Origin of the sequence: Sphingomonas rhamnosi, assembly GCF_036663615.1 — a bacterium.
Taxonomy (GTDB): Bacteria; Pseudomonadota; Alphaproteobacteria; order Sphingomonadales; family Sphingomonadaceae; genus Sphingomonas.
In genome coordinates this window covers 193,852-217,878 of sequence record NZ_JAXOJJ010000004.1, presented here as the reverse complement: position 1 = coordinate 217,878, position 24,027 = coordinate 193,852, and the positions used below count along the sequence as shown (strand labels likewise).

The 24,027-nt window shown below is 67.5% G+C and carries 25 protein-coding genes; 5 read left to right on the top strand and 20 right to left on the bottom strand.

All coding sequences use genetic code 11. The features are described from left to right. Positions 1–37: 37 nt before the first annotated feature. Together U1701_RS10635 and U1701_RS10630 are read right to left on the bottom strand one after the other, a co-directional pair. Positions 38–490: a peroxiredoxin gene (locus U1701_RS10635; protein WP_332782541.1), complete on the bottom strand. Its 453-nt coding sequence runs from the start codon at positions 488–490 to the stop codon at positions 38–40. Next, positions 483–3,140 (bottom strand): bifunctional [glutamine synthetase] adenylyltransferase/[glutamine synthetase]-adenylyl-L-tyrosine phosphorylase, encoded by a 2,658-nt coding sequence (locus U1701_RS10630; protein ID WP_332782540.1) that lies wholly within the window; start codon positions 3,138–3,140, stop codon positions 483–485. The genes U1701_RS10635 and U1701_RS10630 overlap by 8 nt, the downstream gene beginning before the upstream one ends. A gap of 83 nt (positions 3,141–3,223) precedes the next feature. Between U1701_RS10630 and U1701_RS10625 the strand changes: the two genes are divergently transcribed. Further along, positions 3,224–3,397 carry a hypothetical protein gene (locus U1701_RS10625; protein WP_332782539.1) on the top strand — a complete coding sequence of 58 codons (174 nt, stop codon included), beginning with the start codon at positions 3,224–3,226 and terminating at the stop codon, positions 3,395–3,397. Positions 3,398–3,411: 14 nt separating this feature from the next. Here the strand turns inward: U1701_RS10625 and U1701_RS10620 are convergent, their stop codons facing one another. From U1701_RS10620 to U1701_RS10610, 3 genes are all read right to left on the bottom strand, one after another. Continuing rightward, positions 3,412–4,068, bottom strand: coding sequence for a sigma-70 family RNA polymerase sigma factor (locus U1701_RS10620; RefSeq protein WP_332782538.1), 657 nt, complete (start codon positions 4,066–4,068; stop codon positions 3,412–3,414). 97 nt (positions 4,069–4,165) lie between these two features. Next, positions 4,166–4,303, bottom strand: coding sequence for a hypothetical protein (locus tag U1701_RS10615; RefSeq protein ID WP_332782537.1), 138 nt, complete (start codon positions 4,301–4,303; stop codon positions 4,166–4,168). 48 nt (positions 4,304–4,351) lie between these two features. Further along, entirely contained in the window at positions 4,352–5,149 is a 798-nt protein-coding gene (locus U1701_RS10610) for a response regulator (protein ID WP_332782536.1), read from the bottom strand. 238 nt (positions 5,150–5,387) lie between these two features. Between U1701_RS10610 and U1701_RS10605 the strand changes: the two genes are divergently transcribed. The 3 genes from U1701_RS10605 (at position 5,388) to U1701_RS10595 (ending at position 7,585) form a co-directional block, all read left to right on the top strand. Further along, positions 5,388–5,552 (top strand): NepR family anti-sigma factor, encoded by a 165-nt coding sequence (locus tag U1701_RS10605; protein WP_332782535.1) that lies wholly within the window; start codon positions 5,388–5,390, stop codon positions 5,550–5,552. Positions 5,553–5,650: 98 nt separating this feature from the next. Then, positions 5,651–7,180 carry a sensor histidine kinase gene (locus U1701_RS10600; protein WP_332782534.1) on the top strand — a complete coding sequence of 510 codons (1,530 nt, stop codon included), beginning with the start codon at positions 5,651–5,653 and terminating at the stop codon, positions 7,178–7,180. A gap of 270 nt (positions 7,181–7,450) precedes the next feature. Beyond that, entirely contained in the window at positions 7,451–7,585 is a 135-nt protein-coding gene (locus U1701_RS10595) for an entericidin A/B family lipoprotein (RefSeq protein ID WP_332782533.1), read from the top strand. An 85-nt stretch (positions 7,586–7,670) separates the two neighbouring features. Here U1701_RS10595 and tatC read toward each other — a convergent pair whose 3' ends face one another. From tatC to argS, 8 genes are all read right to left on the bottom strand, one after another. Beyond that, positions 7,671–8,438, bottom strand: coding sequence for a twin-arginine translocase subunit TatC (gene tatC, locus U1701_RS10590; protein ID WP_332782532.1), 768 nt, complete (start codon positions 8,436–8,438; stop codon positions 7,671–7,673). After that, positions 8,435–8,869: a Sec-independent protein translocase protein TatB gene (gene tatB, locus U1701_RS10585; protein ID WP_332782531.1), complete on the bottom strand. Its 435-nt coding sequence runs from the start codon at positions 8,867–8,869 to the stop codon at positions 8,435–8,437. Before tatB ends, tatC begins: the two co-directional genes overlap by 4 nt. Before the next feature lie 36 nt (positions 8,870–8,905). Then, positions 8,906–9,142, bottom strand: a complete 237-nt coding sequence (locus U1701_RS10580) for a twin-arginine translocase TatA/TatE family subunit (RefSeq protein WP_332782530.1) — start codon at positions 9,140–9,142, stop codon at positions 8,906–8,908. Between the two features lie 28 nt (positions 9,143–9,170). Next, positions 9,171–9,746 (bottom strand): SMC-Scp complex subunit ScpB, encoded by a 576-nt coding sequence (scpB, locus tag U1701_RS10575; RefSeq protein WP_332782529.1) that lies wholly within the window; start codon positions 9,744–9,746, stop codon positions 9,171–9,173. Then, positions 9,743–10,468, bottom strand: coding sequence for a segregation and condensation protein A (locus U1701_RS10570; protein WP_332782528.1), 726 nt, complete (start codon positions 10,466–10,468; stop codon positions 9,743–9,745). Before U1701_RS10570 ends, scpB begins: the two co-directional genes overlap by 4 nt. 16 nt (positions 10,469–10,484) lie before the next feature. After that, a complete protein-coding gene (locus U1701_RS10565) occupies positions 10,485–11,486 on the bottom strand; it encodes a glycoside hydrolase family 3 N-terminal domain-containing protein (RefSeq protein WP_332782527.1) in 1,002 nt (333 codons plus the stop codon). A gap of 151 nt (positions 11,487–11,637) precedes the next feature. After that, positions 11,638–12,357 (bottom strand): SPOR domain-containing protein, encoded by a 720-nt coding sequence (locus U1701_RS10560; protein ID WP_332782526.1) that lies wholly within the window; start codon positions 12,355–12,357, stop codon positions 11,638–11,640. Next, complete coding sequence (argS, locus tag U1701_RS10555) at positions 12,357–14,081, bottom strand: arginine--tRNA ligase (protein WP_332782730.1); 1,725 nt, start codon at positions 14,079–14,081, stop codon at positions 12,357–12,359. Before argS ends, U1701_RS10560 begins: the two co-directional genes overlap by 1 nt. Positions 14,082–14,271: 190 nt before the next feature. Between argS and U1701_RS10550 the strand changes: the two genes are divergently transcribed. Next, positions 14,272–14,565: a hypothetical protein gene (locus U1701_RS10550; RefSeq protein ID WP_332782525.1), complete on the top strand. Its 294-nt coding sequence runs from the start codon at positions 14,272–14,274 to the stop codon at positions 14,563–14,565. Positions 14,566–14,636: 71 nt separating this feature from the next. Here U1701_RS10550 and U1701_RS10545 read toward each other — a convergent pair whose 3' ends face one another. The 7 genes from U1701_RS10545 to murB form a co-directional block, all read right to left on the bottom strand. Next, the gene (locus U1701_RS10545; RefSeq protein WP_332782524.1) at positions 14,637–15,821 is read right to left on the bottom strand and encodes a deoxyguanosinetriphosphate triphosphohydrolase; all 1,185 of its coding nucleotides are present in this window, start codon (positions 15,819–15,821) and stop codon (positions 14,637–14,639) included. Then, positions 15,818–17,998 (bottom strand): SPOR domain-containing protein, encoded by a 2,181-nt coding sequence (locus tag U1701_RS10540; RefSeq protein WP_332782523.1) that lies wholly within the window; start codon positions 17,996–17,998, stop codon positions 15,818–15,820. The genes U1701_RS10545 and U1701_RS10540 overlap by 4 nt, the downstream gene beginning before the upstream one ends. A 193-nt stretch (positions 17,999–18,191) precedes the next feature. After that, positions 18,192–19,694 carry a cell division protein FtsZ gene (gene ftsZ, locus U1701_RS10535; protein WP_332782522.1) on the bottom strand — a complete coding sequence of 501 codons (1,503 nt, stop codon included), beginning with the start codon at positions 19,692–19,694 and terminating at the stop codon, positions 18,192–18,194. Between the two features lie 112 nt (positions 19,695–19,806). After that, on the bottom strand, positions 19,807–21,069 hold the full coding sequence (gene ftsA / locus U1701_RS10530; protein ID WP_332782521.1) for a cell division protein FtsA: 1,263 nt from the start codon (positions 21,067–21,069) through the stop codon (positions 19,807–19,809). Continuing rightward, positions 21,070–22,017 carry a cell division protein FtsQ/DivIB gene (locus tag U1701_RS10525; protein WP_332782520.1) on the bottom strand — a complete coding sequence of 316 codons (948 nt, stop codon included), beginning with the start codon at positions 22,015–22,017 and terminating at the stop codon, positions 21,070–21,072. Further along, positions 22,014–22,949, bottom strand: a complete 936-nt coding sequence (locus U1701_RS10520; protein ID WP_332782519.1) for a D-alanine--D-alanine ligase — start codon at positions 22,947–22,949, stop codon at positions 22,014–22,016. Before U1701_RS10520 ends, U1701_RS10525 begins: the two co-directional genes overlap by 4 nt. After that, a complete protein-coding gene (murB, locus tag U1701_RS10515) occupies positions 22,946–24,007 on the bottom strand; it encodes a UDP-N-acetylmuramate dehydrogenase (protein ID WP_332782518.1) in 1,062 nt (353 codons plus the stop codon). The genes U1701_RS10520 and murB overlap by 4 nt, the downstream gene beginning before the upstream one ends. Between the last annotated feature and the right edge of the window lie 20 nt (positions 24,008–24,027).

Here is a 24,027-nt window from a genome sequence, read left to right as displayed (position 1 = left end):
TGGAACGAATGGGGAATTCGTCCGTAGGCCTCGCCGCTCAAAGCATTCCCACTGCGGCAAGGACGGCTTCGGCATGGCCGGGTACGCGGACCTTGTGCCACACCTTGGCGAGCGTGCCGTCCGCACCGAACAGGAACGTCGCGCGCTCGATCCCCATATAGGTTCGGCCGTACATCGATTTCTCTACCCAAACGCCGAATGCGTCGCAGATCGCGCCGTCCGCATCGCTTGCAAGCGTCACTGCCAGCGAATGCTTGGCGGTGAATTTGGCATGCGCGTCGAGACTATCTTTCGAAACGCCGACGACCACCGCGCCGGCTTCGGCAAAGGCCGATGCCAGCGCCGTGAAATCCTTCGCCTCGCGCGTGCAGCCGGCAGTATCGTCCTTCGGGTAGAAATAGACCACGAGCGGTAGGCCAAGCCCGGTCAGTGGCATCGTACCGTCCGCAGTGGTGACGGTCACGTTGGGGATTTCGTCGCCTTCAACCACGGGTCACCTCCTGCCATGTGTCCTTGACGTCCTGCCGGGTCGTCGCCAGCGTGGCAACCACCGCCGCCCAGTCGGCAAGGCCCAGCGCGCGGGCGACGAGCGCCTGCGTGGCGGTCCCAGGCTCTTTCGCATCGGGCGCGACGAGCCGTAGCGTCACGAGCAGCCGCGTCAGCACGTCATAGGCCGGTCGCATCGCCTCGGGCAGCAACCCCTGTCCGACCAGCTCGTCGATCGCGGCCGCCAGGTTCGGGCGCAGCCCGGCATGATGCAACAACTGGACGACGTGCACCGCAAATTCGAGGTCGACCAGCCCGCCCGGCAGAAGCTTCGCGTCGAGGGGCCCCTGCGGCGGTTTGTGCGTGGCCATCTCGGCGCGCATCGTCACGGCGTCGGCGACGATGTCGCGCTTCGGCCGGTCGCCACCGAGCACGCCAGCTATCAGCGCGGAGACCGTCGACCGTGCCTCTGCCGAGCCGTACACGGCGCGTGCGCGGGTGAGCGCCATATGCTCCCAGGTCCAGGCATCCTCGCGCTGGTAGCGCGCGAAGCTGTCGACCGTGACCACCAGCGGCCCCTGCCCGCCCGAAGGCCGCAGCCGCGTGTCGATCTCGTAGAGCGGCCCCGCCGCGGTCGCCACCGACAGTGCCGCGGTCAGCCGCTGCGCGAGGCGGTTGTAATAGAGCGTCGCGCCGAGCGGCTTGGTGCCGTCGGACTCGGCGGTGAAGTCGCCGGTGAACAGATAGATCAGATCGAGGTCCGACGCGTGGGTCAGCATCGCACCACCCATCCGCCCGAGCGCCAGGACGACGAGTTCGCTGCCCGGCACGCGGCCATGCGCGCGGGCGAACTCGGCGATCGTCGCATCGGCGAGAACGCCGATCGCAGCCTCTGCGACCCGCGCGTAGCCCGCAGCGACGTCGAGCGGATCGGCGACGCCCGCGACGATCTGCGTGCCGAGTGCGAAGCGCAGTTCGCCGACGACGCGCCGAACATGGTCGAGCCGCGTCTGATAATCGCCCCCCGCCTCCCCGCCGCGCATCGCGATCATCAACGCGGCGACGTCGCCGACCGCGCCGAACGCGCTGGCGTCGATCAGCCCGTCGAGCAACTCGGGTCGCCGTGCCAGATCGTCGGCGAGCGTCGGCGCGTGGCTGAGGATCGTCGCCAGCAAGGTCGCGAGACCCGGTCGCGCCTCGAGCAGGCGAAAGATGTTGATCGCGCTCGGTAGCCGTTCGAGCAGCGCATCGAGCCGCAGCAAGGCCGCCTGCGGCACCGGCGCCGCCGCCAGCGCGGGCACCAGAGTCGGCAGCACCGCCTCCAGCGCCTCCTGCGCCGCCGGGCTGCGCAGCGCCGGATAGGCCGTGCTGCGCCAGGTCTCGATCCGCTGCCGCGCGGCGGCGGCATCGGCGAACCCGGCCTGCGCCAGATCCGTATCGAGAGTCACCGCGTCGCGCGAAAAGGCCGGGCGGACATCGTCGTCGAGCGCATCGTAGATTCGGCCGATACCCGCGACGTGCGGGGCCAGCAGCGCGAGGAGCGCATCGGCATTGTCGACACCGTGCAGCTTGGCGACCCGGTCCAGCGCGTCGCCGGTCGGCAGAGCGTGGGTCTGGCGGTCATCGATCATCTGCACGCGGTGTTCGACCGTGCGGAGCAATGTGTAGCCCGCGATCAGCGTGCGGGCCTCGTCGCGGTCGATCCACCCCGCCTCCGCCAACCGTGCGAGCGCTTCGCGAGTCGCGGGTGCGCGCAACGCGCCGTCGCGGCCGCCATGGATCAGCTGGTGGATTTGCGCGAAGAACTCGGCTTCGCGGATCCCGCCGCGGCCGCGCTTCAGATCGTAACCGGGCCCGAACAGCTGCCCCTGCGCATGATGATCGCGGATCCGGCGCGAGATCCCGCGTATCTCGCCGATCGCGCCGAAATCGAGGGCGCGGCGCCAGACGAACGGGCGGACCGCGTCGAGAAAGCGCTGGCCCAGCGCGACATCTCCCGCCGCCGCGCGCGCACGAATGAACGCGGCGCGTTCCCAGGGCAGCGCCTGCGCTTCGTAATAACCAATTGCGGCATCGACCGGCAGCACGATCGGCGTGATCTCGGGACTCGGGCGCAGCCGAAGGTCGACGCGCAGCACATATCCGTCACCATCGCGCGCCTGCAACAGCTCGACGACCCGCTTGCCGATCCGAACGGCCGCCTCTTCGGGCTCGTCGCGCGCGCGCCGCGGCAGCGTTTGGGGGTCGAACAGCAGGATCGGGTCGATGTCGGACGAATAATTGAGCTCGCCGCTGCCCTGTTTGCCCAAGGCGATGCCGACGAATCCGCACGGCTCGGCGCCAGGCGTGCGCTCCTCGATGGCGGTGCGGATCGCAGTATCGAGCGCATAGTCCGCAAAGTCGGTCAGCGCGGTGGTTACCGCGGTGAGATCGAGCACCCCGGCCAGATCGCCGATCGCCACGTTGAGCGCGAGCGCCCGGCGCTCGATTCGCAGCCGCCGCGCGACCGGCATCGACGGATCGGCACTCGACGCGCGCAGGTCGAGGCGCCCGGAGGACAGCGCGGCGTCGAGTGCGGGCTCGCGGTCGAGCGCCATCGCCAGGAACGGGGAAAATTCGCGCGCGCGCGCGATGGCTCGAACGATGCTATCCATGAGCCCAATGTCTCGGCACGAGCACATTTTTCATAATCAAGCAACTAGTCATGATCGCGGTCGTTGTAAGCGTCATGACATATATGTTTCTCACGACAGGCCGCGAAGCGGACGGGCGACAGGTCGTCCGACGCCCCCGCGTGACGGACGTGGTCGGACACTCGCTGCGTGGCGCGTTCGGCGCCGATCCCGGTCTACCCGACGACATGGCACAGATGCTCCGTACCCTGGACGGGCTGCCCGCACGCTTCAAGTAACGGCGGGTGTGCGTTTAGCGCCCGCGGCTTAGTTCCTCGACATCGCCCATAATCGTGTCGAGTGCGGTCTTGCTGGTATCGGTTTCGTGATCGCGACGTGACGGCAACGAACCGTCGGTCAGGATCGTCTCGAGTGCGACGCGTCCGCGCGCGACACGGCTCTTGATCGTCCCGACCGCGACGTTGCAGATTTCTGCGGCTTCTTCATAGGCAAACCCGCCTGCGCCGACGAGAATCAGCGCTTCGCGCTGCGGCTGCGGCAGATGCATCAGCGCACGCTGCATGTCGCCAAGCTCGACGTGCCGATCCTGGCTGGCGGGAGCGGCAAGAATGCGGTCCGCCACCAGATCGTCCCACTCGCCCTTGAACCGGGCACGACGCATTTGTGAAAGGTACAGGTTGCGCAAGATAATGAAGGTCCACGCGCGCATGTTGGTGCCCGCCTGGAACCGAAGCCGAGCGGCCCATGCCTTGAGCAAGGTTTCCTGCACAAGATCATCGGCAAGGTCGCGGCTACCCGACAGCGACCGGCCGAACGCGCGAAGATGCGGGATGACCTGCGCCAGCTGAACTTTGAATTCAGCGTCGGACAGCGATACGTGCTCGACCGGCGCGATCGTCTCGGCCGTGTCGTCCTCTGCGTCATCGTCACGCGGAGCTGGCTGGGTCATGGAAATCCGATCAATCCCTTGGATCCGTCGCGCGTCGCGCCGATGCTATACGCCCTCCCGGCTACCATAACGAGTCGGTTGGACTGATTAATGTACGTTAGCGGGCGAACAGGAACCCAAAGATGGCAATCACCAGTATCAGCGAGATCGCAAGGATATATCGCGTCATGTGCGGAGTTGCCCCCGCGCGTGCCGCGTCGGTGTCGACGTGAATGCGTTCGTGTGGATCAGCCATGACGTATCAACCCCCGAAAACCGTTTTGGGTCCGTAACCGTCCTGTGATCAGGCCGCCGGGATGGTGGCCTGATTGAAGAACAACGCCTGGCTGATCGCCGCCTTGACCGTCGAACGCTGGAACGGCTTGGTGATCAGGAAGGTCGGCTCGGGACGCTCGCCGGTCAGCAGTCGCTCAGGGAACGCGGTGATGAAAATCACCGGAACCTCGAACTCGGCCAAGATGTCCTTGACCGCGTCGATCCCCGAGCTGTCGTCGGCCAACTGGATGTCGGCCAGCACCAGACCCGGACGGTCCTCCATAGCAAGACCCACCGCTTCGTCGCGCGTGACGGCAACGCCGGTCACATCGTGGCCGAGATCACGAACGATCGTCTCGATGTCCATCGCGATGATCGGCTCGTCCTCGATGATGAGGACGCGTGCTCGCGTTTGGTTCTCGATCTCGGACAGGGCTTCGGACACTAGCGTATCAACCTCGTCGGTATCGACGTCGATCAGATAGGCCGCATCCTCCGGCGTAAATCCTTCCATTGCCGTGAGCAACAACGCCTGACGCGACAAGGGCGTCATCCGAGCGAGACGGGCCCGCGCGGTCGCTTCATGACCGCTCGCGTCACCCTCGTCGGCCACATCGTCGTAATTGGCGGAATTCCAGATCGCCTGGAACATCCGATAGAGGCCCAGACGCGGGTCGACGTCGCGCGGAAATTCTTCCGGCGCGGCAACGATCGCTTCCAGCGTGGCGCGAACATATTTGTCGCCGTGGCTCTGGCTGCCGGTCAACGCCCGGCCGTAACGCCGCAGGAAAGGTAGATGCGGTGCGAGTTGCTGTCCAAGCGACATGGGTAACTGTAACTCCCTGATCCTGTGCGGCCACCATGTGTCGGCTCGCCGTCTGCATTGCAATGGCCGTCGAGAAAAACGCCCCGGTTCGACGTATCGCGGTTTTTTCGTACGGCTATGGAACCAACGAGGGGCTATTTGGTTTCACGGAGACGCTTTTCGCGGATATGCGGCTGGGCTTGAACCAGCTACGCAGTGCTTGGCAGTGGTTTTTGAATGTGTCGTGCAGGGGGAAGTCTTGAGTTTTGGCGACGACACACGGAAGAAGACCGCGATGAAGCCCGTTAAGAAGGGTGGCGATAAGGATCAGCAGATGGGATCCGCGCTGCGCTCCGTATACCAGAAGACCGTCGACGAGGCGGTTCCCGATGAGATGCTGGCCCTGCTCGGCAAGTTGGACTGACGGCGGGCCAGGTGGCCACGCCGGTCGATACCGCTGTTGACGTCGTGGGTAACGGGATCGCAGTCGATCACGGGGCGCGTCGCGCACCCGGCATTGGCATGAGCCGCCTACCTACCGGCGCCAAGCTTTTCCTCATTCTTAGTGCGGCCTTGCTGCCGTTGGCGTTGATTGCGGTGTTCGCGACGTTTCAGACGACGCGGCTGGCCGATGCAGAAGCGCGTGCCCGGTTGCGGGTGACCGCGAACGAGAGCGCGCGCGCCATCGCGATCGAGTTGATCGGTGACATGACCGCGCTGCGCGTCGCTGTGAACGCGCTGGATACCGACCCCGCGGACGCGCCGTCCTGCGCCCGGGCGCAGGGCGTGTTCGCACAGCAATCTTTGGCCGGCGCGCGGTTCGTCATCGCCGACCGCCGTGGACGCGTGCTGTGTGGCGAGCCCTTTCCAGACCCCGTCGCGCTACAGTCCGGCAATATGCCGACCACCGCCGCGATCCTGCCGGATCGCGCGTTGGTGCTGGCGATTTCGAGTCCTAATGGCGGCACCTCGGGTCGCGCTTATTTTCCCCGCGCATTTCTCGAAAAGGTCGGTCGCCCGTCCAGCCGCGCGCTGACGTTCAGCAGCGCGCTGGTGCATGATGAGAATGCGCTGCAGCTCGAATCCATTCCCGACGAAGAGCCACTCGATCGGCTCGAGACGATGCAGACCGACCTCGGCGTCGCCGACCTGACGCTGCGCACCAGCGTACGCAGCGCGCCGATCACCTCGTCGCTCGTGATCGCGATGCTGTTGCCGCTGCTGATGTGGATCGCGGCCGCCAGCATCGGCTGGTTCGTCGTTGATCATTTGCTGATCCGGCCCCTCCGTCGCCTGCGGGCGAGCGTGGCGGCGTTCCAACCCGGCGAAGAGATCGATCCCGGCGCAGTCCGCACCCTGCCCGCGCAGGAAATCCGCGAGCTCGGCGAAACCTTCCAGGCGATCAGCCGGACCGTGGCCCTGCACGAAGCAGGGCTCGCCGAAGGCCTCGTGCGGCAGACCAAACTGACCCGCGAAGTTCACCACCGCGTAAAGAACAACCTCCAGGTCATCTCGAGCCTCATCAATTTCCACGCACGCAGCGCGAAAAGCGCGGACGCGACCGAGGCCTATTCCTCGATCCAGCGCCGCGTCGATGCGCTGGCGGTCGTCCATCGCAATCATTTCGCCGAGATGGAGGAAAATCGCGGCCTCAATCTGCGGACGATGATCGGCGAACTCGCTGCCAATATCCGTGCCACCGCGCCCGACCGATCGCACGGCCTTGGCATATCGCTCGATATCGATCCGTATCTCGTCAACCAGGACGTCGCGGTGGCGATTGCCTTCCTGGTCACCGAAACGATCGAGCTTGCGATGACCTGCGATCCCGCAACGCAGATCCGCGTCGTCGTCAAGCCGAGCGACGATCCGAACCGCGCGCTGCTCCGCGTGGTATCGCGCGCGCTCGTGGAAAGCGACGCGCTACGCGAAGCGGCGACGCGCTACGGGCGTGTCATGGAAGGCCTGTCCCGCCAGCTGCGATCGCCGTTGCACCATGATCCGCTCGCCGGCGCCTATGAAATTGCCTTCGCGGTCACCGGGCGAGACTAGCCGTCGTCGGTTCCGGTGTTTTTCGACAAAATAGTTCATTTTCACTGGAACGGACTCGGCGGATCGCCGTTCTACACTTCGGATGGCGACTTTATGCCCCCCCGCTCTCGTCATCCACTCAATAGGCCCGGAAGTATCACCCTCCCCCCCCCCGGTGATACTTCCGGGTCTTATTGTGCCCGGCGTCGAAACCGCGCCGTTCCGCGTACGGAACGAAAGCCGCGGTCGATCATTGGAAAACCGGCATTCAAGCCTTCAGGAGATAGTATCATGCGTAAGTTGGTAGGATTGGCGCTCGTCGCCGGCGCACTGATGGTGTCGGCATGCAACACGATCGAGGGCGCCGGCAAGGACGTCAGCTCGGCCGGTCGAACCGTCGCCAAGACGGCAGACGGCGCCAAGTAAGCCGCCTTCGCGTGCTACGAAAACGGGCTCCGGTACAGACGTACCGGAGCCCGTTTTTGTTCGTACCGGCATGCGGCGCCGGGACCTAGTCTTCCACTACCGCCACGGCGGCCGCCTTGGCTCGGCTGCGCTCGGTGAACCAGATGCCGATCAGCGCGAGTTCGTAAAGAATCGTCAGCGGGATCGCGAGCAGCAGCTGCGACCCGACATCGGGGGGCGTCAGCACCGCGGCGATCGCGAACGCGCCGACGATCGCATAGCGCCGCGCACCGACCAGCTGCTTGCGGGTGACGATCCCGGCGCGCTCCAGCAGCATCAGCAGCACCGGCAACAGGAAGGCGAGCCCGAAGCCGAACAGGAACTGCATGATGAACGAGAGGTACTTGCCGATCGCCGGCAGCGCCTCGCGGCGCACGCCGCCGACCATGCCATCGAACCCGAGCAGGAAGTGCAGCGCCATCGGAATGGCGATGTAATAGGCCAGCGCCGCGCCCATCAGGAACAGCACCGGCGTCGCCAGGATGAAGGGAAGCAGCGCGCGTTTCTCCTTCTTGTACAGCCCGGGCGCCACGAACTGCCACAGCTGGTTGGCGATCACCGGGAACGACAGCATCATCGCGGCGAAGAACGCGACCTTGATCTGGACGAAAAACGCCTCGAAGATCTCGGTGTAGATGACGGTGTTCTGCCCCGCGACGAGCAGCGGGTGAACAAGGAAGCCGAAGATATCCTCGGCGAAATACATTGCGACCGCAAACGTCACGACGAGCGCGGCGATGCAATAGAGCAGGCGCCGGCGCAGCTCGATCAGATGATCGAGCAGGGGCGCGCGGCTGTCGTCGATCTCGCTCATGACTTTGCGGTGCCTTGATCGTCCGATGCGGAACGCGCGGTATCGAACAGGTCTGGCGTATGCGGCGACGGCTGCCCGTGAACCTGGGGCTCAGACGCGGTCTCGGTGTCGGCCGGTGCGACGACGGGCTTCTCGACCGTCACCACAGCCGCTTCGCCGTCGGGGTCCGATGCTTCGACGACATCCGACGCGGGTTGCGGGTGCTCGCGCATGATCCGCTCGTTTTCGCTCGCCCAGCGCTTCTCCATCTCTTCGAGTTCCGCCTCGCGAACCATCGAATCGAACCCCGAGCGGAATTGCCGCGCAACGCCGCGTGCCTTGCCGACCCAGTAGCCGACGATGCGCATCGCCTTGGGCAGGTCCTTCGGCCCGATCACGACGAGCGCAACAAAGCCCACGAGCAACAGCTCGGATGGCGCGATATCGAACATTCAGCCGCGCCTGTCTTGGTGCGTCAACCCGGAGCCCTAGCGGTCTTCGCGGACGCGGTTGCCGTCGCGATCGAACGCCGGATCCGCGGTCTTCTGCGCTTCGATGCGCGCGGCAGGCTTGGTCGCGTCGTCGTCCTGTTCGGCCATGCCCTTCTTGAAGTTCTTCACGCCCTTGGCGACGTCGCCCATCAGGCTGGAGAAACGGCCGCCGCCGAGCAGAAGGATCGCAACAACCGCAAGCACGAGTAGGTGGATCGGGCTGAAACCGCCCATGGCAATTCTCCTGGAAACTGCGGCCTATCTAATCCTGTTCGCGCGGCTTTGCCACCTCCAGTTGCTCAAAGGCAAGATCGACCGGATCGAGCAGCCCGGCTGCGCGCAAATCGTCCATTCCCGGCAGGTCGCGGCGGGTCGCGAGCCCGAAATGCACCAGGAATTCGGGCGTGGTCGCATAGGTCAGCGGCCGTCCGGGGACCTCACGCCGCCCCGCCGGGCGCACCCAGCCTGCCTCCAGCAACACGTCGATCGTGCCCTTGGAAATCTGCACCCCGCGGATCGCCTCGATTTCGGCGCGCGTGACGGGTTCGTGATAGGCGATGATCGCCAGCGTCTCGATCCCCGCGCGGCTGAGCTTGCGGGTCTCCTCGCGGTCGCGGCGCAGCATGTGCGCCATGTCGGGTGAGGTCTGGAACTGCCAGCGCTCGCCGCGTCGGACGATACCGATACCGCGACCGGCATAGTCCTCCGCCAGACGGTCGAGCGCACCGCGTACGTCGCCCGGCCCGACATGCGCGCGAATCGCGTCGATCGTGAGCGGTGCCTCGGCCGCGAACAGCACCGCCTCCACCGCGCGCGCGAAATCGTCGGGCGGGGTCACAGCGCGCGCAGATAGAGCGGCGCGAACGGCCCAGCCTGGCGCAGCTCGACGCGACCCTGGCGCGCGAGTTCGAGCGCGGCGACGAAGCTGGATGCTAGCGCCGAACGCCGCAGCGCCTCATCCGAAACGGGCAGGAAGCTCTCGATCATGCTCCAGTCGATCCGTTCGCCAAGCAGCGCCGACACGCGCTCAAGCGCCGCCTCCAGCGTCATCACCGCGCGATCGGCGACGACGTGCATCACCGGCCGCGTCCGCGCGCTGATCCGGCCGTAAGCGGCGATCAGGTCGTAGATCTCCGCGCTCCACAGCGCGGTGCGGACGGTGCGCAGTCCCTCGGACGCGCCGCGCGCGAACACGTCGCGCCCGATCCGGTCGCGCGCCATCAACCGCGCCCCCGCCTCGCGCATCGCGCTTAGCCGCTCGAGGCGCAGCTGCAGTTTCAGCGCAAGTTCCTCGGGGTCGGGCTCGGCCTGCGGGTCGCGCGGCAGCAGCAAGGCGGACTTCAGATAGGCCAGCCACGCTGCCATCACGAGATAATCGGCGGCGAGTTCCAGTCGCAGAGCGCGCGCCCGTTCGACATAGGCGAGATATTGCTCGACCAGCGCGAGGATCGAGATCGCCCGCAAGTCGACCTTCTGCCCGCGCGCGAGCGCCAGCAGCAGATCGAGCGGCCCTTCCCACCCGTCCAGGTCCAGCGTCAGTGTCTCGTCGTCGGCCGCCATCGCGCGAGTGTAGCGGTCAGGCGACCGCCAGCAAGGCGTCGCGGCGCGCGATCAGCTCGGCAAAGTCCCCTTGCGCGCGGCCCACGCTCGCCATCGCGCGATCAAGCCTCTCGCGGGACCGCGGCGTGATCTCGTCGAGCCGGCCAGCGATCTCGACCATCTCGTCCATCCGCGCCCAGCAATCGAGCACCAGGTCGCATCCCGCCGCGATCGCACCCGCGGCCTTGTCGCCCGCGCTGCCCGACAGCGCCTTCATGTCGATGTCGTCGGTCATCAGCAGCCCGTCGAAGCCGATCCGTTTGCGGATGATGCCGTCGATCACCGTCGGCGACAGCGTCGCGGGATGCGCCCGATCCCAGGCTTCGAACACGATATGCGAGGTCATCCCCATCGGCGCGGCATTCAGCGTGCGGAACGGTTCGAGGTCGACCTCGAGCTCGGCATCGCTCGCGGTGACGGTAGGCAGCAGGTGATGCGAATCGACATGCGCGCGGCCGTGGCCCGGCATGTGCTTGACCACACCGACCACCCCACCCACGGCGAGCCCCTCGAGCGTGGCGCGGCCCATCGCCGCCACGCGCATCGGTTCGCCGCCATAGGCGCGCGTCGTGATGACGTCGGCCGCGTCGGGCTGCGCGACGTCGAGCAGAGGCAGGCAATCGACAGTGATCCCGACCTCGGCAAGCATCACGCCGAGCGCCTGCGCGTTCGCCCGCACCGCATGGATCGCCGTCATCGGCGCGCGTTCGTACAGCGCTGCGAACTGGGGCCCTGCGGGGAAGGCTGGCCATTCGGGCGGCCCCATCCGCGCGACGCGCCCGCCCTCCTGGTCGATCAGGATCGCGAGGTCGTCGCGGCCGGCAAGATCGCGCAGCGAATCGGTCAGCGCGCGAAGCTGCACACGGTCGACGACGTTGCGTTTGAAGAGGATGTATCCGGCGGGCTCGACGTCGGAGAAGAACGCGCGTTCGTCTGGGGAGAGGGTCGGGCCGGACAGGCCGAAAATGACGGGCTTCATATGGTGCGTGTAGCCCGCGCCGCGCGTGAGGTCACGCCATGCATGTCACCCAGTTCGCCCGCGAAAGCGGGAGTCCAGGGTCAAGCAGCGTATCGCCCCGTAACCCTGGACTCCCGCTTTCGCGGGAGAACGGATTTGGCAGCCAACAATCTCAACTCGCGACGAAACACGTCTCGCCGGCCACGCGCAGTCGGCCGCAAATGTCGGCCGCCTGGTTGGCGCTGCCCGCGTCGACGCGCAGCCGATACAGCGTCCGCCCGCCGGCCGCGACCGGCTGCACCGTTTTGCCGAGCGGCGCGATATACGCGAAGCGCTTGGCGAACTTGTCCCACGCAGCGTTGGCGACGGCCTCGCTCGGGAAGGCGCCGAGCTGGACCAGCGACCCGGTCGCAGTGCCCGCACCGGCGGCGCGAGACGGCGCGACCGGCGCGGTCGCGACCAGCCGTCCGCCCGACGCCGGCACCTGTGCTACCGCATTGCGGCCGGCCTCGGTCTTGGCCGTGACGGCCTTGGCGCGTTTTCCGTCGACGGGTGCTTCGGGTACGCCGCGCAGGTCGATCGCGCCGTTGCCCGCGCCCTTGCCCGCGCTCGTCGCGATCGCACTATTGCCCTCGCCCTCGACCTTGAGCCCGCCGGGCTGATCAGGCTTGACCTTGTAGTCGCCTTCCTGCGCCGCGATCAGCTGACCGTCACCCGCGGGTTGGCGGTGCTGCAGCGTGTAGATGCCGAAGATGATCGCGGCGAGCACGCCCAGACCAAGTACCACGAGCGCGACGACGCGGCCTAAGCCGACGGTTTCGTCCTCGTCGGGTTCGACCGTTTCGAGCCAGGGAAGCCGGTCTTCCTCGCGCAGATCCATATCGTCGGCCATCACTTCATCTCCGAAACGGCTTCGACGCCCATGATGCCCAGGCCGTTGCGGATAATCTGCCCGATTGCGTCGGCCAAGAAAAGCCGTGCCGCGGTGGCGCCGGGATCCTCGACGACCAGGAAGCGGCGATCGGGACGATCGTTGCCGACGTTCCACAGCGCATGGAAAGCCGCGGCTAAGTCATAGAGATAAAACGCAATACGGTGCGGTTCGCGCGCCGTCGCCGCGGTCTCCACGGTCCGCGGGAACTGCGCCGCCAGCTGAACCAGCGCCAGCTCGTCCGTATCAAGCCGGGACAGGTCTGCCGAAATCGCCGCGATCCCCGCCTCGGCGGCGCGCCGATGCAGCGACGCGATGCGGGCATGCGCGTACTGGACGTAGAAGACGGGGTTGTCCTTCGACGCCTCAACCACCTTGGCGAAGTCGAAATCCATCTGCGCATCGGAGCGGCGGGTGAGCATCGTGAAGCGCACCACGTCCTTGCCGACTTCGCGCACGACATCGGCGAGGGTCACGAAATTGCCCGACCGCTTCGACATCTTGACCGGCTCGCCCGCCCGCAGCAGCCGCACCATCTGCACCAGCTTGACGTCGAACCGCGTCTTGCCGCCGGTCAGTGCAGCGACCCCCGCGACGATCCGCTTGACCGTACCGCCATGGTCGGCGCCCCAGATGTCGATCAGCTGGTCGGCGGTTTGGCTCTTCTGAAAATGATAGGCCAGATCGGCACCAAAATAGGTCCAGGACCCGTTCGACTTCCTGATCGGCCGGTCCTGATCATCACCGAACTGGGTCGAACGGAACAGCGGCAGTTCGACCGGCTCCCAATCGTCCGCCATCTCGCCTTTCGGCGCCTCGAGCACGCCGTCATAGACCAGATCGCGCGACCGTAGCTCGGCCTCGGCCGCCTCAGGTTTGCCGAGCGCCTGCAGCTCGGCCTCGGACGAGAACACCTCGTGGCGGATGCCGAGCAGGGCGAGATCCTCGCGGATCATCACCATCATCGCCGCGACCGCGCGGGTACGGAAAGGGACCAGCCAGTCGCTCTCGGGCGCATCGACGAAGCGGTCGCCGAACTCGGCGGCGAGCGCCTGCCCCACCGGCATCAGATACTCGCCCGGATAAAGCCCCTCGGGGATCGTCACCGTCTCGCCCAGCGCCTCGCGGTAGCGCAGGTGCGCCGAGCGCGCGAGCACGTCGACCTGACCGCCCGCGTCGTTAACATAATATTCGCGGATCACCCGGTGCCCGGCGAATTCCAGCAACGCGGCCAGCGCGTCGCCGACCACCGCACCGCGGCAATGCCCCATGTGCATCGGCCCGGTCGGGTTGGCGGAGACATATTCGATGTTGACCGTCAGCCCCTCGCCCTGCCGCGACCGGCCGTAATCGGCGCCCGCGGTGTGGATCGCGGCGAGCTCGGCGCGCCACGCGTCGTCGGTCAGCTTCAAATTGATGAACCCCGGCCCCGCCACGCTGACGCTCGCGACGTCCTCCAGCTTCGCCAGTTCGACGACGAGCGCCTCGGCCAGCATCCGCGGATTGGTCTTGGCAGGCTTGGCCAGCACCATCGCGGCGTTGGTCGCCAGATCGCCGTGGCTCGCATCGCGCGGCGGTTCGACCGTGACGTTCCGGCGGTCGAGCCCGTCGGGCAGCGTCCCCGCCGCGGTCAGCGTGTCGAGCGCCGCATCGATATGCGCGGCGAAACGGATGTAGAGCGTCATCGGCAGTTCCAGGCTTGGCACGAAAGCGCGTCCCTTAGCCGGTCCGCGCAAAGTTGAGAAGCGAAGGCAGATGCACTCCGCGCAATCGCTTTTGGTAGGTTTGCAATTGCTACCTATGCTGCGTTGCAATATTTTTGGCCATGTAGCCGGTGCGCCGATCCCGCACCACATCACCATGTGGAGACCGACCATGCGCAAGACCATTCTGATCCTGACTGCCGCCGCTGCAGCCCTGACCTCGACCGTTGGCATCGCCGCCGAGGGGCGTCAGAGCTTCGTCCATGAGGGCAGCACCTATGTCTACACGACGAGCGAGCAGGATGGCCGCCAGGTCATCAACGGTCGCCGCTTCCCCTCAGGCCAGCAGTTCCACCTGATCGTGCGCGGCGACCGCGTCTCGGGGACGTCGGGCGGCGTGCCGGTATCGTTCAAGACGCGCGAAGCCAGCGGCGCTGCCGGCGGCGTTGCCCCGACCGCGAACTGATTTCCGCAGCCTGCACGACAAAAACGGCGGTCGGGACATCCCGGCCGCCGTTTTGCTGTCCGCTCTCCGATCTAGAACCCTTCGGGCAGATCGATCGGCCCGACGATCTCGCGGTAGCGTGACACCGCGTAGCGATCGGTCATCCCGGCGATGAAATCCGCGATATGCCGGCTGCGATCCGGCTCGGCTGCGGGCAGCCGCTCGCGCCACTCGGTCGGGATCAGCGCCGGATCCGCGCTATACGCCGCAAACAGCCCCGCAACGATGCCATGTGCAGCTTCCGCCGCGGCAAGCTGGCGCGGGTGATGATAAAGTTTCGCGTACATGAACCGCTTGAGGTCGCGCTCTTGCTCGCGCATCGCGTCCGAAAAGCCGACCAGGCACGTCCCTGCCGCGCGCACATCCTCGACGCTCGCGACTCCGCTGGCGGCGATCCGCGCGCGCGTTTCGGCGATCAGGTCGTTCGCCATCGTCCCGATCTGGCCGCGGACCAGTTCCCCCATCAACCGGTGCGCCGCGACGTCGGGATAGCGCGCGCGCGCCGCGTCCCAACCGCGCGCGACCAGAGGCACGGCGAGCAGCTGGTCGAGCGTCAGCAACCCGGCGCGCAGGCCGTCGTCGATGTCGTGATTGTCGTAGGCGATGTCGTCGGCGATCGCCGCGACCTGCGCCTCGAGGCTGGAAAAGCTCGTCAGTGCCAGCGGGAATTCGGCGTCCGCCGCGGCCAGCGCCCAGCCCGGATGCCGTACCGGCCCGTTATGCTTGGCCAGCCCCTCTAGCGTTTCCCAGGTCAGATTGAGCCCGCTCCAGCTCGGATAGGGATGCTCGATCGTCATCAACGTGCGCAGCGTATGGCCGTTGTGATCGAACCCACCCTGCCCGCCCTCTTCAGCCGAAGGCATCAGCGCGGCCTTCAGCGCATCCTCGCCGGCATGGCCGAACGGCGGGTGGCCGATATCGTGCGCCAGGCACAGCGCCTCGGTCAGGTCCTCGTTGAGCGCCAGCGTGCGCGCGATCGTACGGCCGATCTGTGCCACTTCCAGGCTGTGCGTCAGGCGGACGCGGAAATGGTCGCCGTCGGGTGCCATGAACACCTGCGTCTTGTGACGCAGCCGGCGGAAGCTGATCGAATGGATAATGCGATCGCGATCGCGCTGGAACGCATCGCGCGGGCCGCGCGCGGTCCCGTTCTGTTCCTCGTGGAGGCGACCTTTGCTGCGCGCCGGGTCCGAAGCCCAGGGCGCGCGGTAGCTCATTTGCCGGGCAGCCTCGTGACCGGCTGACCCGCGTCGCTGGTGAACGTAAACGCCGACACGCCGCCCTTGGCGAGCTGGTTGACGAAGGTACGCGCCTCGGCGTCGGTCTTGAACGGTCCGGCCAGCACGCGATTGGTCGCGCGCAGCGGCGTGGTCCAGCCGGCACGGCTGCCGAACACCGTCGGCGCCTTGGCCTTCACGGCCTTCCAGGCCCTTGGCAGATCGCCTTCGGTCGCGCCGCCGGCGACCTGCACCCATATCCGTGGCGGATTGGCGCGTGCGATGCGCTTCTCCTCGGCGGCTTCCTTGTCGGCGATTGCCTTCTCCGCAGCCGCAGCCTTCTTGTCGGCGAGCGCCTTCTTGTCGAGAACCGCCTTCTTGTCGGCCGCCTTCTTCTCGGCGGCGAGCTTGCGCGCCAGTACGACCTTGGCCGCCGCGTCGCGTTGCGCCTTGGCCTTCGCCTCGGCGACGACGCGCGCGCCGTCGTCGGCTACTGTGGGCATCGCGCCGGACGCCGGAGCCGCGACGATCGGCGCGACGTCGAGTTCGGACGCCGGGATCGACAATCCGGCGACGATCCGCGCGAGGATCGAATCGTCGCCCGTGCGCCCGGACACCGTCGGCTCTGGCGCGACGACTGCAGTGGATGGCGTCGTCGCCGCTACGTCCGAACGTGCAGGCGGGCCCGCCACCGGAGCGGTCACCGCGGTCCCGGCCGCAGAACCGGGGATGGCGACGGTTGTAACCGTGCCGCTAGAAAAGCCCGGCGTCGCTATGGGTCGGGTCGCAGTCGGGACCGTCTCTGCCACGTCGGTCGACGCTCGCGGTGCAGCTTGGACGCTCACGCTCGGCGTTGGCGTGACCGCCGCCAAGGACGGCGTCGGTGTTATCGCCGCGATCGAAGACGTCGGCGTGACCGCCGAGATCACTGGCTTCGGCGTGACTGCTCCAAGGATCTGCGACGAAGTCGCGGGTGCAGGTACGACGGTGGCAGCGGGAAGCCGCTCGGTTACCGAACGTACCGGAACGCTCGGCGTCACGACAGCAGGCGCCACCGCCTGCACCGTGGCCACCGGCGGACGCACGGCCGGCTGCACCGCTACCGGAGCACGCGGGGCCGGCTGCGCGACAATCGTGGGCACCACCGTCGTCCGGGCCGGCTGTTCGACACCGCGCGTCGCGAGTTGCGGTGCGGTCTGCGGGAGCGGCTGTAACATGGCGAGCTGACGCGTGCTCGCCGGGCTGACCGCAGCTGTCTCGACACGCCCCGCACGCGCGCGGCGATCGCGCGAGTCGGCCCGCCGCGACGTGCGCGATGTCGGCTCAGGCGCGCGCGCGGGCTGGCCCGACGCCATCATCACCGGTGCAGTGGGATCGGCGCCCAGGACAGGCAGCGGCGGCGCCATCCGTGCGTCGGCAATCCGTTCGGGGGTCGCGTGGATCTCGCCGAAATGCACCGCGAACGCACGATCGCTCGGCGGCAGAAGCGGCAGGCGCGCGAAGAACGGAAGTAGCCCCTGCGCCATCCCCGCCGGCATCATCGTCGTCGCGATCCGCTCGGCGCCGGGGACATCGCCGGTCATTGCCAGGATGAACGCCCGCGCGCGCCAGGCGCCACGATCGGTCTTCTGCAGCAACGGCGCCAGCTGCTGCAACGCGAGCGCCTGCTTGCCCGATATGCCGAGCGACAGCGCATAACGCCGCACGGTCTCGTCAACGGGCGCATCGCGGAGTGCCACGCGGTAATCGCGTTGCGCCCGGTCCTGCTGCCCGATCAGGTCATAGGCGAGCGCCCGGTCCGCGACGAAGCGGCGCGCGTCCCACCCGAACGACTCGGCCTGCGCGAAATAGCGCAGCGCCTCGCCGGGGCGCTCGGACCGGACCAGGATCGACGCCATCCCTGCCTTGACCCGGCCGTTGCGCGGATCGACCTTTTCGGCGCGCGCAAACAACGCCGCAGCGCCGCCAAGATCACCGACGTCGATCGACAGTTCGCCCGCGCGCAGCAGCGCATCGACGTCGCGCGGATCGCTCGCGACCCGGCGCATCACCTCGCCCAGGCGATCGGCATCGGTCGTACCGGGCAGCGGCTGGACGACGGCCTGCGCCGCGACCGCACCGGGCGATGCCGCGAGCAACAGCGCTGCGGCGAGCGAAAAGGGAAAACGGCGGATCATGAACAGGTACAGCTAGACCCCAGCGACGCCCAACCGGCAACGCCCCATCCGGGCGCTCGCGACGAAACGGGCGAACACGGCGATGAATGCGCCAACGGCGGGTTCGCGGCGCGAACTGGCCGAAGCCGTCATCCCGAGCTTCACCAAGGGGGACGGCCCTCGGGCTGACCGCACCTGCGACAGCCCTGTCGGCTTACTGGTTGTTCTGGCGATGCAGGAAGCGCGGGATGTCGAGCGGATCGGGCGTCGCCGGCTCACCGTCTTCCTTGGCCGCGCCACGCGCGGCGTTGGACATGCGCTCGAACAGCGTACCGCCCAGCTTCACGCGCGGCGTCGGCGCCGCAATCGCCTCGGGTGCGGCTTCGGCGCCCGGCGCCAGCCAGCGGCGGCGCGCGCCGCCTTCGTCGGCCGCAGGCATCGGCACGGGCGCCGCAGCCGGCGCGTCGCCATAGCTGCGCGGCGGGGTCGGGACGATCGTCTCGGCCCCCAGAACGAGTTCGTCAGCGTCAGCGGCGGCCACCGGCTGCGGCGCGGGTTCGATCGCGGTCGAGGCGGGCAGCTCGAACGGCTCCTCCTCGGCGACCGGCGCTGGCGCGGGTACCGGCGCAGCAACAGCGGCCGGTGCGGCGGGCTCGCTCGGGCGGAACGACGTGGTCTCGTCGGTCTTGCGGATACCACCGAAGCTGAACGAGCGCGTCGGTTCGAGCGGGGCCGCGGCGGGCGCCTTGGCATCGGCGTCGATTCCGGTCGCGACGACCGAGACGCGGATCTTGCCTTCGAGCTCCTGGTTGAACGCCGAACCCCAGATGATGTTCGCGTCGGGATCGACTAGGTCGCGGATGTGATTGGCAGCCTCGTCGACTTCGAGCAGGCGCATGTCGTCGCCGCCGGTGATCGAGATGATCACGCCCTTGGCCCCCTGCATGCTGACGCCTTCGAGCAGCGGGTTCGAGATCGCCTTCTGCGCAGCTTCGAGCGCGCGGTTGTCGCCGCTTGCCTCGCCGGTGCCCATCATCGCCTTGCCCATTTCCTGCATCACGCTGCGGACGTCGGCGAAGTCGAGGTTGATCAGGCCCGGCATGACCATCAGGTCGGTGATGCTGCGCACGCCCTGCTGCAGCACCTCGTCCGCCATCGTGAACGCTTCCTTGAAGGTCGTGTTCGCGTTGGCGATCAGGAACAAATTCTGGTTGGGAATGACGATCAGCGTATCGACGTACTTCTGCAGTTCCTCGATACCGCCCTCCGCGGCCTTGGCGCGACGGTTGCCCTCGAACGCGAACGGCTTGGTCACCACGCCGACGGTCAGGATGCCCATGTCGCGCGCCGCCTTGGCGATGACCGGTGCTGCGCCCGTGCCCGTGCCGCCGCCCATGCCCGCGGTGATGAAGCACATGTGCGCGCCTTCGAGCATCTTGGCGAGATGATCGATCGTCTCCTCGGCCGCGGCGCGACCGATCTCGGGACGGCTACCCGCGCCGAGCCCCTGGGTGATCTTGGTGCCGAGCTGGATGCGCTGCGGCGCGATCGACTGCTTCAGCGCCTGCGCGTCGGTGTTGGCGACGAGGAAGTCGACGCCTTGGACGTCCGCCCGCATCATGTTGGCGATCGCGTTGCCGCCAGCACCACCGACGCCGATCACCGCGATGCGGGGGGCCAGCTCGTCCACTTCGGGACTCAAAAATTCGATGCTCATCGCCTGTCTCCGCACATCCCGGTTGGTACGCTATGCCGGGGCCCTGATTAACCGTTTTGCACGATCGAACTGTCCCGTTCCACACAAAAGCGCGGCAGAACCTTCCCAATCGTCAATAATTTGCGCGCGCCGCCTGGATCAGCTTGCGCATCATGCCCAGGCCCTTCGGCCGGTGCACCGTCGTCCGCTGCGGCGCCAAGCCGCGCAGGTCGACCGGATCCGTCGCGGCATAGAAGGCCAGCCCCGCTAGCGTGGCGAACGCCGGACCGCCATGCGCCTCCGGCAGGGCGGTCAGTCCACGCGGCCGGCCGACCCGCACCGACCGCCCGAGCGCCTGCTGCGCATAGTCGGCGACGCCCTTCAGCTCGGCACCGCCGCCGGTCAGCACGACCTGCCGCCCCACCGGCCCTTCGAACTTCAGCTTGGCGAGCGCGCTACGCACTTCGCCCATCTGATGCTCCAGCCGCTGGCGGATCACGCCGATCAGCTGGGCCTTGGTGATCTGCGCGGCATCGCCGCCGCCATCCTCGGCCGAGATCGGCACCACCGGGATCATGTCATGATTGTCGCGCGGCGACGCGTTGGCCGATCCGTGGAAGCACTTCATCCGTTCGGCGAGTTGCCGCCGCGTGCCGAACGCCGACGCGATATCGTCGGTGATGTCCTGCGCGCCGACCGGAATCGAGGTCAGCCCGACCAGCATGCCGCCGGCGAACAGCGATACGTTGGTGATCCCCGCGCCCATCTCGACCAGCGCGACGCCGAGCTCGCGCTCTTCTTCGGACAGGCAGGCAAGACCCGTGGCGACCGGCGAGGCGATGATCGACTTCACCTCGAGATGCGCCGAGCGCACGCACAGATCGAGGTTGCGGACCGGCGACCCGTCCGCCGCGACGACGTGAATGTGGACGCCGAGCCGGTCGGCATGCAGCCCCAGCGGCTTCTTCACACCGGTCAGCCCATCGAGCGTGTAGAGCGCAGGCTGCGCGTGCAGCACCATCCGCCCCTGCGGATCGATCGAATTGCGTCCCGCCGCGAGCAGCGCGTCGATATCCTGCTGTTCGACGCGGTGGCCACCCAGTTCGAACTCGACCTCGGCGACGTCGCTGACGAGGCCACCGGCGGAGAAGCCGACCCAGACGTTCTCGATATTGACGCCCGCGATGCGCTCGGCCTGTTCGACCGCCTCGCGGACCGCGGCTTCGGTCGCCGCCATGTCGGCGATATAGCCGCGCTTGACGCCGCGGCTCTCGCGCTGTCCGGTGCCGAGCACGATCAGTTCGCCGCCATCGCCCTTTTGCGCGATCATCGCCGAGACCTTCGACGATCCGATATCGAGGGCCGTGATCAGCCCCTCGGGTGCCACTTTCGCCATCTAGACTTCCTCGCCTGTTGCGTCCGCCCCCGCGGTCTCCGATCGGGTCTTCATCGACGTCGTATCCTGCGCCGGCACGTCGACGCTGTGCGCCAGGCTCGCGCCCGGCTTGCGCGCGACCAGCTTGGTCGGGTCGCGCATGTCGAACCGGATCCAGCCGCGCCCGAGCAGCGGCTTCGATCCGTCGAGCTCGGCGAACTTCACCAGCGCACGTGGCGCGCCATCTTCGGGCAAAGCAAGCGTTTCCCCGCTTTCGAACGTCAGATCCCAGCGCCGGTTGCCGACCCAGGTCGCCGCCTTGACGCGCGGCCGCAGCGCCGGGGCGGCGGCGAGCAACGTCTGGTACGCCGCCTCCTGCCGGTCCGCGCCGGGACCGATGACGAGCGGGAGGTTCGGAATCGCGTCCGGCTGGACGGGTTCGAGCAGGACGCCGGCGGCGTCGATCAGCGTCAGCTGGCCGTTATCCTGCCATACCGCGGCCGGCGTGCGCTCGACGATGTCGACCAGCAACGTGTTGGGCAGCCGCCGCGAGACATGCGCATCGGCGATCCAGCCATAGCGCAGCAGTTTCTGGCGGATGCTCTCCAGATCGACCGACAGCATCGACGTCTGGTTCTGCTTGTCCTCCAGCGCGACCGCATAGACCGACATCCGGTCCATCCGCTTGAGCCCGGTGACCTCGATCTGGTCGACCTTGAACCCCGCGCGCCCCGCGCCCTCGGCGATCGCGCCACCGATCATGCCGGGAATACCGATCCACGTCGCCGCGACGATCGCTACCGCGGCGCCCGCACCGAGGATCGTCCAGGTCGCGATCTTTTTCAGCGTCTCTTCGCTGACCGGCAGCATGCCGATCACGCGGTCCATCACCGACACGCGCTTGACCGCGACCTTCCGGCGCGGTGCCGGGCGTTTGGGCGGCGGGCCGCGCTTGATCGTGCGGCTCATGGGGTCGCAGCCTCGGACATCGCTTCGTCGACGATTGCCTGGACGAGATCGGCATAGCTCATGCCGATATGCCGTGCCTGTTCGGGCACCAGGCTGAGCGGAGTCATGCCGGGCTGGGTGTTGACCTCTAGCAAGAACAGCCCGTCGACGCCGCGCTCGTCGTCCCACCGGAAATCGGACCGCGACGCGCCCTTGCAGCCGAGCAGGCGGTGCGCCTCGAGCGCCAATGCCTTGCAGGCGTCGGCGATGTCATCCGGAATGTTCGCCGGGCATTCGTGGACGGTCATGCCGTCGGTATATTTGGCGTCGTAATCGTACCAGCCGCTCTTCGGGATCAGCTCGGTCACGCCGAGCGCCTTGCCGCCCAGCACCGCCGTCGTCAGCTCGCGTCCGCGGATATAGGGTTCAGCCAGCAGTTCCTCGAAATCGACCCACGGCCCCACCGCGTCGCGCGCGATCGGGTTGCCGTAATTGCCCTCGTCGGTGACGATCGCGACGCCGACCGACGAGCCCTCGTTCACAGGTTTGAGCACATAGGGCCGCGCCATCGGATCGGCCTCGAACAGGTCCGCCGACTTGACGATCCGGCCGCCGGGCATCGGGATGCCCGCGGGGACCAGCGCCTGCTTGGTCAGCACCTTGTCGATCGCGATCACCGACGTGGCCAGCCCCGAATGCGTATAGCGCAGGCCCATCAGGTCGAGCAGCCCTTGCACCGACCCGTCCTCGCCCGGCGTGCCGTGCAGCGCGTTGAACACGAGATCGGGGTTCGCCTCGGCCAGCCGCGCGGCGACGTCGCGCGCCATGTCGATCCGCGTGACCCGGTGGCCGAGCGATTCGAGCGCATCGGCGCATCCGGTGCCGGACATCAACGAGACCTCGCGCTCGGCCGACCAGCCGCCCATCAGGACGGCGATGTGGAGCGGCGTCACTTCAACATCCCTTCGTCATCCTGACGAACGTCAGGATCCAGAGCCACGAAGGCGGCACCCTGAAACCCTGGATCCTGACGTTCGTCAGGATGACGTGCGATGCCCACCCGCTGGATTTCCCACTCCAACGTCACCCCCGAATGCGCCATCACCCTGTCCCGTACCTCTTCGCCCAGTGCCTCGATCTCGGCGCTTGACGCCGATCCGAGGTTGAGCAGGAAATTGCAGTGTTTCTCGCTCACCTGCGCGTCACCGCGCGTGAGCCCGCGGCACCCAGCGGCGTCGATCAGCGCCCAGGCCTTGTGGCCCTCGGGGTTCTTGAAGGTCGACCCGCCGGTGCGCGAGCGCAGCGGCTGCGACGCCTCGCGCTCTGCCGCGATCCGGTCCATCTCCGCGCCGATCGTAGCCGGATCGCCGGGCGTGCCGCGGAACACCGCCTCGACCACTACCGCACCCGCGGGCAGATCCGAATGACGATAGGTGTAGCCGAGCCGGTCCGCCGGCCAGACCTCGACCGCGCCGCTACGGGTCACGACCGTGGCTTCGACGAGGATATCGCTGACATCGCGCCCATAGGCGCCGGCGTTCATCCGCACCGCGCCGCCGACCGTGCCCGGAATGCCGCGGAGGAATTCGAGGCCCGCGATGCCCGCGTCGCGCGCGGCACTGGCTACGGTGATACCCATCGCGCCCGCCCCTGCGCGGACGCGGCCCTCCTGGACCGAGACCTTCGCCATCGCCTTGGGCAGGCGCACGACGACGCCGGGCACGCCGCCGTCGCGGACAATCAGGTTCGAACCAACGCCGACGGGCAGGACCGAGGTCGCCGGATCGAGGCTTGCCATCAGGTCGGAAAGATCGGCGATATCAGCGGGACGCACGAGCCACTCCGCCGGCCCGCCGGTGCGGAACCAGATGAAGTCGGCGAGGCTGCCATTGGGCGTCATGGACCCGCGCAAATCCTCCCCGGCACGGGGAGGGGGACCGCCGAAGGCGGTGGAGGGGGCGCTGTTCGACGTGCTGCGCTCGCGGTCAGCCCCCTCCACCATGCTGCGCATGGTCCCCCTCCCCGTTCCGG

Bases quoted from the DNA above. Each gene is read 5' to 3' on its own strand.
- argS (WP_332782730.1), bottom strand. From the start codon at position 14,081: ATGACGCTCTACATCCGTTTCGCCGCGCATATCGATGCGGCGCTCGAC.
- tatB (WP_332782531.1), bottom strand. From the start codon at position 8,869: ATGTTCGATATCGCGCCATCCGAGCTGTTGCTCGTGGGCTTTGTTGCG.
- U1701_RS10610 (WP_332782536.1), bottom strand. From the start codon at position 5,149: ATGTCGCTTGGACAGCAACTCGCACCGCATCTACCTTTCCTGCGGCGT.
- U1701_RS10550 (WP_332782525.1), top strand. From the start codon at position 14,272: ATGCGCAAGACCATTCTGATCCTGACTGCCGCCGCTGCAGCCCTGACC.
- U1701_RS10565 (WP_332782527.1), bottom strand. From the start codon at position 11,486: ATGAAGCCCGTCATTTTCGGCCTGTCCGGCCCGACCCTCTCCCCAGAC.
- U1701_RS10560 (WP_332782526.1), bottom strand. From the start codon at position 12,357: ATGGCCGACGATATGGATCTGCGCGAGGAAGACCGGCTTCCCTGGCTC.
- ftsA (WP_332782521.1), bottom strand. From the start codon at position 21,069: ATGGCGAAAGTGGCACCCGAGGGGCTGATCACGGCCCTCGATATCGGA.
- U1701_RS10570 (WP_332782528.1), bottom strand. From the start codon at position 10,468: ATGGCGGCCGACGACGAGACACTGACGCTGGACCTGGACGGGTGGGAA.
- U1701_RS10625 (WP_332782539.1), top strand. From the start codon at position 3,224: ATGTTTCTCACGACAGGCCGCGAAGCGGACGGGCGACAGGTCGTCCGA.
- ftsZ (WP_332782522.1), bottom strand. From the start codon at position 19,694: ATGAGCATCGAATTTTTGAGTCCCGAAGTGGACGAGCTGGCCCCCCGC.
- tatC (WP_332782532.1), bottom strand. From the start codon at position 8,438: ATGAGCGAGATCGACGACAGCCGCGCGCCCCTGCTCGATCATCTGATC.
- U1701_RS10580 (WP_332782530.1), bottom strand. From the start codon at position 9,142: ATGGGCGGTTTCAGCCCGATCCACCTACTCGTGCTTGCGGTTGTTGCG.
- U1701_RS10600 (WP_332782534.1), top strand. From the start codon at position 5,651: ATGAGCCGCCTACCTACCGGCGCCAAGCTTTTCCTCATTCTTAGTGCG.
- U1701_RS10615 (WP_332782537.1), bottom strand. From the start codon at position 4,303: ATGGCTGATCCACACGAACGCATTCACGTCGACACCGACGCGGCACGC.
- murB (WP_332782518.1), bottom strand. From the start codon at position 24,007: ATGCGCAGCATGGTGGAGGGGGCTGACCGCGAGCGCAGCACGTCGAAC.
- U1701_RS10540 (WP_332782523.1), bottom strand. From the start codon at position 17,998: ATGATCCGCCGTTTTCCCTTTTCGCTCGCCGCAGCGCTGTTGCTCGCG.
- U1701_RS10595 (WP_332782533.1), top strand. From the start codon at position 7,451: ATGCGTAAGTTGGTAGGATTGGCGCTCGTCGCCGGCGCACTGATGGTG.
- U1701_RS10620 (WP_332782538.1), bottom strand. From the start codon at position 4,068: ATGACCCAGCCAGCTCCGCGTGACGATGACGCAGAGGACGACACGGCC.
- U1701_RS10545 (WP_332782524.1), bottom strand. From the start codon at position 15,821: ATGAGCTACCGCGCGCCCTGGGCTTCGGACCCGGCGCGCAGCAAAGGT.
- U1701_RS10525 (WP_332782520.1), bottom strand. From the start codon at position 22,017: ATGAGCCGCACGATCAAGCGCGGCCCGCCGCCCAAACGCCCGGCACCG.
- U1701_RS10630 (WP_332782540.1), bottom strand. From the start codon at position 3,140: ATGGATAGCATCGTTCGAGCCATCGCGCGCGCGCGCGAATTTTCCCCG.